Below are 10,602 nucleotides of genomic sequence, written 5' to 3' on the forward strand. Positions count from 1 at the left end.
GCGACCTGCGCGCCGCCCGCGAGAAAGCGCTCGACGGTGGCGCGGCCCAGCCCCTTGGAACCGCCGCTGACCACGACGCGCTTGCCGGCAAATTCGGTTGGATCGATCCGGAAGCTCACAGCGTGATCTCCAGCGCCGTGATGGCATCACCGGCCAGCGTGAAATCATAGGTGAAGCGGATCGGGCTACCCTTGAAACGGCCATGTGCGGGGCCCTCGACAATCACCCGATCGCCTTCGTGCTGCGCGGTGTCCGGCGTGAAGATCGCCTCGACCGGGATGACCTCCTGCTCGAACAGCGTGCGAATCTGTGCGGTCCCCTTGTACCGCTTGCCGTTGTCGATAATGACCGCGCCGGGCGCGAACGGCGCCAGCATCGCATCGACATCGAGCCGCGCGTTGGCGGCGACATATTCGGCAATGGGGTCGGGTAGTTCGATCGACATGGTTCTGCTCCTTGTTGGGACGGAGCGAGTATAGCGATCCTGCATATTGCCAATAAGCGGGACAAACTGATATGCGGTGTTGCGAAAAGAGGGATAATGTCGCGACAGGGCCTGGTCGAATTCGATGCCGTTCTCGCCATCGCGCGGCGTGGGTCGTTTCGCGCGGCGGCGCTGGAGCTCGGGCTCTCGACCACGAGCCTCAGCAATCTTGTCGCGGCGCTTGAACGCCGGCTCGGCGTCCGCCTGTTCAACCGCACCACACGCAGCGTCTCGCTCACCGATGCCGGCCGCAGCTTCGTCGATCAGGTCGCGCCCGCCGTGGCGACGCTGCACGATGCGATGCTGGCGGCGAGCGCGCAGCGCGAATCACCCTCGGGCACGATCCGGATCAACGCCTTTCCCACTGCCGCGCGCGAGATTCTGGCACCGCTGCTGCTCCGGTTCCTCCGGCAATATCCCGCGGTGCATATCGATCTCGTCACCGAGGGGCGCATCGTCGACATCGTCGCCGAAGGGTTCGATCTTGGATTGCGCAGCGCCGAGCTCGTGCCCAGCGACATGATCGCCATTCCGGTGGGGACGCCGCGCCGTTTCGCGGTGGTCGCATCGCCCGCCTATCTCGAGGCGCATGGCGTGCCGGAAACGCCGCCGGACCTGTTGCGGCATCGCTGTCTGCGCGTCCGGCTGCCCAACGGGGCGCTGCATCGCTGGCAGTTCGAGAAAGACGGCCAGCCTTTCCAGATCGATGTCGAGGGTCCGATCACGCTCGACGAAGCGAGCCTGGCGCGGATCGCGGTGCTCGAGAATGTCGGCATCGGCTATTTCATGGAATCGGACGTCCGCGAGGATCTGGAGGCAGGGCGGGTCGTGCGGCTGCTCGAGGCATGGACGCCGCCGCTCGAGCGCCTGTGCCTCTATTATCCGAACCGCCGCAATTCCTCCGCCGCGTTCAGGGCCTTGATCGAGATGGCGCGGCGCCCCCTTGCGCCAGCCGATGCCGTCACCCCGACAGCCCGTCGATCGCCGCCCAGCCATCGCTGATCGCGGCGATCTGCCTTGCCCGCGCCCGTGTCATGCCCCCCAGTGCGACGACGGGCAGGCGCGCCAGGCGCGCCAGCCCTGCAAATCTTGATACGCCCAGTGACGCCCCGCCCGGATGCGTGCGGGTTGGGAAGACCGGGGAGATCAGCGCCTGCGCTTGGCCTCGCGCCGCGTTCGCCCGCGCGAGTTCGCGCAGATCGTGCACGGTCAGCAGCCGGATGAGCCCGCCTTCCGCCCCTCCGCCGGGCGCGCCATAGCAGCCGTCGGCGCGCCAGCGCTTCGCGGTCTGCCCATCCCCCGCGAGCACGATCGCCCCGCTGCGTGCGCGGACCAGTCTTGCCAGCCGCGCGAACCGGGCGCGCCGGGCCTGGGGATCGAGATGATAATGGCGGAATACCAGTCCTGCGCCACGCGGCAGCCGGCGGATGGCGCGTTCCAGCACCGCGTCGTTGCGCGCATCGCTGATCAGCCAGAGCCTGGGCAGGGTGGTTCCTGACTTGGTGTTTCCGGGCTGGCGGCGGCGCATGTCCGGGCTTATAGCCGCGCGCCATGGATATACAAAGCGACGCCCCCGCCACTGCACTCTCGACCGTGCGCGATGCCATCGCCCGGTCGGAAAAGATCGCCGGTCGCCCCGCCGGCTCGACGACGCTGATCGCCATTTCCAAGACCAAGCCGGTCGAAGCCATCGAAGCGCTGATCGGCGAGGGGCAGACGGTGTTCGGCGAGAATCGGGTGCAGGAGGCCGCGCTCAAATTCCCGGCCTTGCGCGAGCGCCATCCCGATCTGCAGCTGCACATGGTCGGCCAGCTGCAGTCGAACAAGGCGGACGAAGCGGTCGCCCTGTTCGACTGTATCCATTCGCTCGACCGCTCGTCGCTGGCGAAAGCGCTCGCGGCCGCGATGGACAAGGCGGGCAGGCGCGTGCCGTGCTTCGTCCAGGTGAATATCGGCGAGGAAGAGCAGAAGGGCGGCTGCGCGATCGCCGAGCTGCCGCGGTTTCTGGACGAGGTGGGCGCGCTCGGCCTGCCGGTCGTCGGGCTGATGGCGGTACCGCCCGCCGATCTGGAGCCTTCGCCCTATTTCGCGCTGCTCGCCAAGCTGGCCCGCGACCATGGTCTTGATCAGCTCAGCATGGGCATGTCGGGCGATTTCGAGACCGCGGTGCGCATCGGCGCGACGCATGTGCGTGTGGGTTCGGCGCTATTTGGCGCCCGATGAGTAGCGCCGACAGGCCGTAACTATCGCATCCATAATGAAGCAATTGCCGGTTTCCCACTAGAAGACTTCGGCGCGTGGCATTTATGCTCCCGTTCCTGAAATGGGGGCATGTGATGCGCGCGATACTCAGCGTGTTGGGGGCGGCGATCCTGTATTGCGCCATCGGGTCGTCATCGGTGCTGGCGCAGGAGCGCTCCGCCGTGCGTCAGGGTTTTGTCCTGCCTCCGCAAAGCGGCAAGACGATCCTGGTGCTGCGCCCCTCTGTCCGGGTGGCGGAACAGTCGACCGGAGGCTTGCCCGAACCGCGCGCCGAATGGACCGACCAGGCCCGCGCCCATATCGATGCGGCGCTGGTCGAACTGCAGCGCCAGCTCGGCAACACGGTGATCGCCGCGCCCGAGGCTTATGGCGAGGATGCCCGCACGGTTGCCGAGCATCTGGCGCTGTTCGGTGCGGTTTCCGATGCGGTGGTTCAGTACCAGTTCTTTGTCGGCAACCGTCTGCCCACCAAGAAGCGCGACAACAAGGCGGGCCAGTTCGACTGGTCGCTGGGACCCGACGTTGCGAAGCTCCCCGGGGCGGATCAGGCCGATTACGCCCTGTTTCTCCATACCGATGACCAATATGGATCGACCGGCCGAAAGATGCTGCAGATTGTCGGGGCGATTGCGGGCGTGGGCTTCACCTCCGGCGTTCACAAGGGCTCTGCGGGACTGGTCGATCTGAAGACCGGTGACCTGCTGTGGCTGAATGCGGATTTCCAGATGGGCGGCGATGTGCGCGAGGCGGACGGCGCGATGAAGCGCGTACGCCAGCTGCTCTAGGATTTTCCAGGCAGCGCGATCCCCAGGGACGCGCCGTCAGCCGAGACCCCATCCGGAGGCAAGCCATGATCGCGCGGGCACGGGTGGCGATCGGCCTGGTTGCGCTGGTCGCAGGCGGCATGAGCCAGGCCGAACCTGCTCTGCCCCCGCCTTACGCCGGGGCCTATCAGCCGCAGGGGGTGGACGAGCAGGGCCTGTGGGCCTTGATGGACGAGGAAGAACGGCGCTTCGCGCAATCGGACATGGTGATGCGCGATGCGGCGCTCCAAGCCTATGTCACCAAGGTGCTGTGCGATACCGTGGGTGCCGATCGCTGCGGTGCGACCAGGGTCTATATCGTGCGCGTGCCCGTGTTCAACGCCAGCATGTCGCCCAACGGCCTGATGCAGGTCTATTCCGGCCTGCTTCTGCGCGTGCACAGCGAGGCGGAGCTGGGCGCGGTGCTGGGGCATGAGTTCGGCCATTTCGAGGCGCGGCATTCGCTCGAGCAACTCAAGACCCAACGATCCAGCGGCGACGTGATGGCCTGGGCCTTTGTCTTCGCCAATATGGCGCCCAGCTATGATGTCGTGCGCGCCTATCGAAACCTGCAGCTGACCATCATCGGAAATTTCTACCGCTTCGGCCGCAATCAGGAGCGGGAAGCCGATCGCCTGGGCATCGGCTATCTCAACTCCAGTGCGTTGCGACCGCAGGCAGCAGCGCAGGTCTGGGAACGGCTGATGAGCGAATTCACTGCCGATGCCCGAGCAAAAGGCCTGAAAAAGCCGCGCTTCGATCGCATCCCCTTTTACGCCACGCACCCGCCCGAAGCCGAACGCGCCGCCACGCTGACCCTGCTCGCCCGGCCCGATGCGGCGACGCGCGACGATGGCGCGGCGCGCTATCGCGAGGCGCTGGCCCCCTGGCTGCCGCAGCTGCTTGAGGACCAGATCAAGCTCAACGATTTCGGCGCGAGCGAATATATCATCCAGTCGCTCGCCGAGAGCGGCTGGACCGCGCCGCTCTGGCACGCGCGCGGCGAGCTTTACCGGATGCGCGGTGCGCCGCGCGATCTGGTCCATGCCGCGCAATTCTATGCCCAGGCGATCGCGCTCGATGCACAGCATGCCGAGGCGCATCGAGGACTTGGCCTGTCGCTGCTCAAGTCCGGGCAGACCGCCCCCGGCCAACAGGCGCTGCGCCGCTATCTGGCGCTCAAGCCCGATGCGCCCGACGCGAAGCTGATCGGCATGATGATCCCCAAAGAGGTACCCGCGCCATGATGCCCGGTCTGGTTCGCGCAATCCTCGCGGTGCTCGTGGCAGCGCTGCTGTCACCGGCTGCGATGGCGCACAAGCTGCGCGAGCAGGGGGTGGCGGTCACCATCGCCGATTCGCCGCTCACCGTCACGCCGGGGCGCGACTGGAACCGGCTCGACGGCAATATCGGCAAGCATACCGAAAGCTGGACGCTCGATGGCGGGCAGCTCAACGATCTCACCTTCTTTGCCGGGATCGAGCCGGGCAAGCCGCTGGTGCGCGAACGCAGTAAGAAACGCGAGCCCTTGCCCAGGTTCGGCGCATCGACATTGCTGGTCGAAATCCCCGAACTGTTCGAAGCGACTTATCGCGCGGCCAAGCAGATTGCCGATTTTCGCGTCACCGATGTGCAGCCCATACGCTTTCTGGGGCAGGAGGGCGTGATGTTCGCCTTCGAATATGTCGATGGCGACGAATTGACCCGCAAGGGCGAGGCGCAGGCCGCGATCGTCGGCGGGCGGCTGTACATGATCAGTTTCGATGCACCCCGGCTGCATTACTTCGCGCGCACGGTGGAGGATTATCGCAAGATTGTCGCCAGTGCGCGCCTGCCATGAAACGCGGCGGGATGGGCGTGATCGATCCATCATGCTGCTTGGACAATCGTACAGGCTTGCGGACGCAGCAAAAGTGCCAGATTGCGGGCAAAGCGATCAGGTGGGCATCGGCCTGACAGGGTAGCGGCGCGGAGATGCAGCCGGTTGGAGCGGGCGTCCGAATGGTGGAAGAGCAGCAACAGTCGTATCCGGCGGACGGCACCCAGGGCGAGGCCGGGCCGGAGACGGCGCGCGAACTGGCCGAGCCGGTGCGCATCCTGCTGGTCGACGATCACATGGTGGTGCGTGCAGGCCTGGCGCAGGTGGTCGGCAGCGTGCCGGGCCTGGTCGTCGTCGCCGAGGCCGAGAATGGCGAGGAGGCGCTGTTCCAGTGCCAGCGCGAACGGCTCGATGTCGTGCTGATGGACGTACGCATGCAGGGCATGGGCGGCATCGCCGCGACCGAGGCGATCTGCAGATACCATCCCAATATTGCGGTCATCGGTCTGAGCAGCTTTGCCGACCCGCCGACGGTGGCGCGGATGCTCGCGGCGGGCGCGCGCGGCTTCCTGCCCAAGAGCGTGTTGGCGGGCGATCTCAAGGCGGCGATCCGCCGGGTGCATCACGGCGAAACGGTGGTCGATCCCGGCTGCCTGCCGCAGGTCGCCACCGCCTTCGATCCGACCACGCCGAGCGAGGACGATCTGGAGCTGTCCGCGCAGCAGCGGCGGGTGCTCGCGCTGCTCAGCAAGGGTTATACCAATCCCGAGATCGCGAAATATCTGGGCATCTCGATGCCGACCGCGCGCTATCATGTCAGCGCGATCCTGGTGAAGCTGGGTGTCTCGAACCGCGCCGAAGCCGCTGCCATGGCGATCCGCAACCGGCTGGTCAGCAATAGCGATTTCTGAAGGCTTGGACGATCGTCCAGCCCGGCTTGTCGGCGCTGCCCTTTCCCCCGATCAGACAGGTCAGCAGGCAGCTTGCCGGGGGGAGCTATGACCAAATGGAGGGCGACGATCGCACTGGCAGCGCTGGCGGCGGGCGCTTGCCATGGTGCACCCAGGGAGGAGGCGGAGGCCCCGGCCAGGCCCGCAGCGGCGGCGCATTCGTGCGCCGATGACGGCGATCGTCTGCCGCTGACCGGCCTGTGCGCGGGCCGCGCGGTCAACTATCTCGCGATGGATGCCAGCGCCTCGCCGCCAGCGCCCGACGGCTGCAGCTGGCAGGTGATGGAAACCCCGATGCCCGATGGCGTGCTGCTCTATCGCGGGCTGAAATGCGAGGCGGGCGAGACGAAGCTCGAATTTGCGGGCGGCGCCGGGCGCGGTGAACTGAGACTGGTCAGCTCCGCCTATCTCGGCAAGATCGACGAGCCTCCCGCCTATGTGCTGGTCTACCCGGTCGACGGCGATGCCCGGCAGGGCGTGACCGCGCGGGCCCGCCAGGCGATCGCGGACCCGGCAGAAGCCGCAAGGTGTTCGGCCCGCCCGGCCAGGGGCCAGGGCTGGCCCCGCGATGCGCTGGTGGTCGATGGGGCGGGCGCAGCGACGCAGACCGGCCCGCGCAGCGCGTGCGGCGATCTGGGCGTCAATGACGAGCTCGCTGCCTTCTGGCGGGTGTCGCAGGGCCATGGCTGGTATTTCCAGATGGGCCAGGCCGATATGGAAATCGATCCCGGCTCGTTCACGCTGATGACGAAGCAGCCCGATGGCAGCTGGGGCGCGATGTGACACCGCCTTTCGATCCACACTCTCGAACAGGAAAGATGATCATGAAGCATGCCCATGCCCTATTGACCGCACTGGCCGTTTCGCTGGCCTGGTCGACCGCTGGTCAGGCCCAGACCGGGACCTTGTCGCAGTCCAAGGTCGGCCCGTTCACGATCGACTACATTACCGAAAAGGGCAAGTTCGACCGCTGCGCCGCCACCTTGTCGCCTGGCCCCAACATGCTGCGCATCGCCTATACCAAGGGGCTGGTCTATTCGATCAGCGTGCCCGGCGTGCCGGTGCCGGCCAGGACGATCGATTTCCATTTCGGCGGCGAGACCTTCTCGGCGACGCCCGCGACCGATCCCAAGCGGATCCGTGCCTGGGCGGCCGTCGATCCGACCGCGATCAACGCGCTGATGACCGTGCAGGGCACGATCGACATCACGCTGGGCAGCAAGGCCTATAGCTGGCCGATCGGACGGACCAGGATGGAAGACGTGATGGTCGCGCTGGAAAATTGCACCCACAAGGCGATGGGCCACTACTGATCGGCTTCTTGCTCGAGGCGAGCGGGTAGGGCGGCTTTATCGCCCCGCTCGTTTCTGTCATGCTGGGGGATCGGAGCGGCGCGGTCCGGGGGGATCTTGGCGAAACATCGGCATATCGGCGACAGTGCGTGCGCCCAGAGGCGCTGAGCTGTGCGTGACGCGGCGCAGACGCTGTACTGGAATCCCGGCGCGGTCGGCTTCCTGGTCGAGCTGCTGCTGGCGATCGTGCTGTCGGTCTATGTGGTCCACCGGCTGGTGCGTGAGCATCGCGGCGGCGGGATCACCGCGCCGACCTTGCTGTTCGGTCTGACCTTCTGGTGCTTTGTCCCCGGCCTGTTGGTCTCGCTGCTCCACGCGCTGACCGGCGGTGGCTGGGCCAGCTATGCGATGCCCTGGCTCGCGCCGGACAGCTTCGTGGTGCTGGCCATGCCCTGGGTCACGACCTTTACCGGCATTTCGGCGATCGCCTTTGTCCAGTTCGCCTATCGCGTGCCGCAATGGCTGCCCGGCGCCGGGCGCGAGGCGATGCTGGTCGGCTGCGCGATGGCGCTGTGCGTCTGTGCCGAGATTGCCAGTTCGCTCCACACCGACAAGATGCTGATGCAGCATCTCATCTGGTTCCGCCCCGACTGGGCGGCGCTCTGGACCAGCACCAGCATGGTCTGGGCGATCCTCGTGTTCATGCGCCAGCTCGCCCATGCGCAGGGCTGGTCGCGCGACAAGGGGGTGATCGCCTGGTTCGCCGCGCTAATCACGCGCCCTGCCGATCGCAGCGCGAGCGCGGCGCGCGGCTTCATCCTATTTGCGCTGTTCCCGATCACGCACACGCTGGCGCTGCTGTTCCAGCAGGATGGCTTCCTTGGCCCGTTCTCGATGGACGTGCTGATTTGCTGGTCGGTGCTGGTGCAGCTGAGCGGTCTGACCCTGGTCTATTTCGGCTATCTCCCCGAGCGCTCGTCGTTCATCTTCAAGCTGACGATCATCAGCCTGGTGCTGCTGTTCGGCGCGATCAATGGCGCGTGCTGGGTGCTGGGGGCGCCCTATATGGCGCAATATCGTCCCGCCGGTCTGCCCCGCCCCGGAACCGCGCTGGAATTCCTGCCCGACACACGCGGCAGCTACCGCCTGCGCACGGGCCCCGCCACGCGCCTTTCCGCTGCCGGACGGCCGGTCGGCGCACAGGGCACGACTATCAGGCTGCCGTTCGCGCTGCGCTTCTATGGCCGGACGTACACGGCCGTGCATGTCGCGCGGCACGGGTCGATCGGCATGGCCAGGGTGCCGCAGCTGATCGACCCGACGATCCGCTTCGGCGTGCAGCCCGCGATCGTCCCGCTGCTGGTGCGCCTCCCGGCGCAGGGCAGCGAGGTGACCGCGCGCGCCACGATCGACGGGCTCGTCGTCACCCGGCGCGACGGGTGCGCCGCGCAGCAGCGCGACAGCTGCTGGGCGGTGCAGACCGTCGTCCATGCCGACGGGCGCATCGTGATGAACTTTCTCGCCGGGCCGTCCGAGCCGCTCTACCAGCTGGGCGACCCGCTGGGGGCACCGTGGGTGACCGGCATCACACCGGGGCTCGGCCGATCGGGCGTCCAGCCGATGATGTTCGATCATTATCGCGGCTTCTTGGTGCATCTCGACCGTCTTTTTGCGCCGGTTCTCGCCTTCACCCTGGGCACGATGCTCATCGTGCTGCTCGGCATTCCGCTGCTGTTCCAGGGCTTTCTGGTGCGCCCGCTCGACCGGTTGCTGCGCGCGATGCGGCGCTTCCGCGATGGCGATCTCGAACGGCAGGTCGAGGTCAGCTTCAACGACGAGATCGGCTATCTTGCCGAATCTTTCAACGAGATGGCGCGCGCGCAGCACCATCTGGTCAACACGCTCGAGGAGCAGGTGGCGCGTCGCAGCGCAGAGCTCGCCGATTTCGCGGCGCGCAACGCCCGGCTGGAAGAGCGCAACCGCCTGTCGGGCGACCTGCACGATACCGTGACGCAGACGTTGTTTTCCGCTGCCGTGCTTTCCGATGCGCTGGCCGATCAATGGCAGCAGGATCCGGCCATGTCGGTCCCCAAGCTGCGCCAGCTCGCGCAGATGAACCGGCATGCGCTGGCGGAAATGCGGCTGATGCTCGCCGAATTGCGCACCGAGGGCGCGGTGGAAAAACCGCTGTCGCAGCTGATCTCGACGCTCGCCAGCGAGTTTGCGGACAGCATCGGCCAAGCGGTGCGGATCGAGTGCGAGATCAGCGGCGATACATTGCTGCCGCTCGACGTGCAGGCGATGATGTACCGGATCGCGCAGGAAAGCCTCAACAACGTGGTCCGCCATGCCCAGGCCAGCCACGTCTCCATCGCGCTCGAGGCGCTGCCGGGCCAGGCGATGCTCTCGATCAGCGACAACGGGCGCGGGTTCGATCCCGGCCAGGTGCCCGACGGACATCTGGGGCTTCAGATCATGCGCGAACGCGCGCGACGCATCGACGCGGTGCTGGAAGTCGAATCGCGGCCCGGCCAGGGCAGCACCATCACCGCCATCTGGATGCAGCGGGCGTGACGGCGCGACGGGCCGAGGCTCAGCCCTTGAACGCGCAGACCTTGGCCCGCTTGCCGATCCAACAGCCGCCCTTGCGCCGGAAATCCTCGCCCAGCGGTGCCTGGGCGCTCATCGACTTGGGCGTCTCGTTCCAGCTGACGCTGGCCAGGCCCTTTTCCAGCATGGTGACATAGGCGAAATAACCCGGCTTGGCGGTGCCGGCGTTGATCGTGAACGATCCGTCGCCACCCATGAACTCGATGCGGCAGGTCTTCTTGATGTCGACATAGACCTTGCCGTCGACGGTCAGCGAACAGTCGCCGGTGATCGTCTTGGCGTGCGCTTGCGGAGCGCTGGCGGTGAAGGCGGTGGTGGCAGTCAGCATGCCGAGGCCCGCCAGCGTGGCGGTTGCGATGGCGTGTTTCACGGGGCGAAATCC

Annotated in this window: 12 protein-coding genes; 9 read left to right on the forward strand and 3 right to left on the reverse strand. The window is 66.7% G+C overall.

The features are described 5' to 3' along the window. Nucleotides 1–115: 115 nt before the first annotated feature. A complete protein-coding gene (locus DM995_RS15215; protein WP_116969960.1) occupies nt 116–445 on the reverse strand; it encodes a nuclear transport factor 2 family protein in 330 nt (109 codons plus the stop codon). A gap of 96 nt (nt 446–541) precedes the next feature. Here DM995_RS15215 and DM995_RS15220 point away from each other — a divergent pair, with 96 nt between their 5' ends. After that, entirely contained in the window at nt 542–1,486 is a 945-nt protein-coding gene (locus tag DM995_RS15220) for a LysR family transcriptional regulator (RefSeq protein WP_116969961.1), read from the forward strand. Here the strand turns inward: DM995_RS15220 and DM995_RS15225 are convergent. After that, nucleotides 1,446–2,012, reverse strand: coding sequence for a thiamine phosphate synthase (locus DM995_RS15225; protein WP_116969962.1), 567 nt, complete (start codon nt 2,010–2,012; stop codon nt 1,446–1,448). The genes DM995_RS15220 and DM995_RS15225 overlap by 41 nt on opposite strands. A 23-nt stretch (nt 2,013–2,035) precedes the next feature. Between DM995_RS15225 and DM995_RS15230 the strand changes: the two genes are divergently transcribed. The 8 genes from DM995_RS15230 (at nt 2,036) to DM995_RS15265 (ending at nt 10,184) form a co-directional block, all read left to right on the forward strand. Then, nucleotides 2,036–2,707 (forward strand): YggS family pyridoxal phosphate-dependent enzyme, encoded by a 672-nt coding sequence (locus tag DM995_RS15230; RefSeq protein ID WP_116969963.1) that lies wholly within the window; start codon nt 2,036–2,038, stop codon nt 2,705–2,707. A gap of 83 nt (nt 2,708–2,790) precedes the next feature. Next, nucleotides 2,791–3,531 (forward strand): hypothetical protein, encoded by a 741-nt coding sequence (locus tag DM995_RS15235; protein WP_502696613.1) that lies wholly within the window; start codon nt 2,791–2,793, stop codon nt 3,529–3,531. A 65-nt stretch (nt 3,532–3,596) separates the two neighbouring features. Beyond that, nucleotides 3,597–4,796, forward strand: coding sequence for a M48 family metallopeptidase (locus DM995_RS15240; protein WP_116969964.1), 1,200 nt, complete (start codon nt 3,597–3,599; stop codon nt 4,794–4,796). Continuing rightward, entirely contained in the window at nt 4,793–5,389 is a 597-nt protein-coding gene (locus DM995_RS15245; protein WP_232824425.1) for a hypothetical protein, read from the forward strand. Before DM995_RS15240 ends, DM995_RS15245 begins: the two co-directional genes overlap by 4 nt. A 161-nt stretch (nt 5,390–5,550) precedes the next feature. Further along, nucleotides 5,551–6,279, forward strand: a complete 729-nt coding sequence (locus DM995_RS15250; protein WP_232824426.1) for a response regulator transcription factor — start codon at nt 5,551–5,553, stop codon at nt 6,277–6,279. Nucleotides 6,280–6,366: 87 nt separating this feature from the next. Further along, nucleotides 6,367–7,101, forward strand: coding sequence for a hypothetical protein (locus DM995_RS15255; protein ID WP_116969966.1), 735 nt, complete (start codon nt 6,367–6,369; stop codon nt 7,099–7,101). 41 nt (nt 7,102–7,142) lie between these two features. Next, nucleotides 7,143–7,631: a hypothetical protein gene (locus DM995_RS15260; protein ID WP_157973233.1), complete on the forward strand. Its 489-nt coding sequence runs from the start codon at nt 7,143–7,145 to the stop codon at nt 7,629–7,631. Between the two features lie 150 nt (nt 7,632–7,781). Next, the gene (locus tag DM995_RS15265; protein ID WP_116969968.1) at nt 7,782–10,184 is read left to right on the forward strand and encodes a HAMP domain-containing sensor histidine kinase; all 2,403 of its coding nucleotides are present in this window, start codon (nt 7,782–7,784) and stop codon (nt 10,182–10,184) included. 19 nt (nt 10,185–10,203) lie between these two features. Here DM995_RS15265 and DM995_RS15270 read toward each other — a convergent pair. Continuing rightward, a partial coding sequence (locus DM995_RS15270; RefSeq protein WP_232824427.1) for a hypothetical protein occupies nt 10,204–10,602 on the reverse strand: 399 nt, incomplete at its 5' end.

It is taken from the genome of Blastomonas sp. UPD001 (genome assembly GCF_003426715.1).
In the GTDB taxonomy this organism is placed as follows: domain Bacteria; phylum Pseudomonadota; class Alphaproteobacteria; order Sphingomonadales; family Sphingomonadaceae; genus Blastomonas.

Bases quoted from the DNA above. Each gene is read 5' to 3' on its own strand.
- DM995_RS15215 (WP_116969960.1), bottom strand. From the start codon at position 445: ATGTCGATCGAACTACCCGACCCCATTGCCGAATATGTCGCCGCCAAC.
- DM995_RS15220 (WP_116969961.1), top strand. From the start codon at position 542: ATGTCGCGACAGGGCCTGGTCGAATTCGATGCCGTTCTCGCCATCGCG.
- DM995_RS15225 (WP_116969962.1), bottom strand. From the start codon at position 2,012: ATGCGCCGCCGCCAGCCCGGAAACACCAAGTCAGGAACCACCCTGCCC.
- DM995_RS15230 (WP_116969963.1), top strand. From the start codon at position 2,036: ATGGATATACAAAGCGACGCCCCCGCCACTGCACTCTCGACCGTGCGC.
- DM995_RS15235 (WP_502696613.1), top strand. From the start codon at position 2,791: ATGCTCCCGTTCCTGAAATGGGGGCATGTGATGCGCGCGATACTCAGC.
- DM995_RS15240 (WP_116969964.1), top strand. From the start codon at position 3,597: ATGATCGCGCGGGCACGGGTGGCGATCGGCCTGGTTGCGCTGGTCGCA.
- DM995_RS15245 (WP_232824425.1), top strand. From the start codon at position 4,793: ATGATGCCCGGTCTGGTTCGCGCAATCCTCGCGGTGCTCGTGGCAGCG.
- DM995_RS15250 (WP_232824426.1), top strand. From the start codon at position 5,551: ATGGTGGAAGAGCAGCAACAGTCGTATCCGGCGGACGGCACCCAGGGC.
- DM995_RS15255 (WP_116969966.1), top strand. From the start codon at position 6,367: ATGACCAAATGGAGGGCGACGATCGCACTGGCAGCGCTGGCGGCGGGC.
- DM995_RS15260 (WP_157973233.1), top strand. From the start codon at position 7,143: ATGAAGCATGCCCATGCCCTATTGACCGCACTGGCCGTTTCGCTGGCC.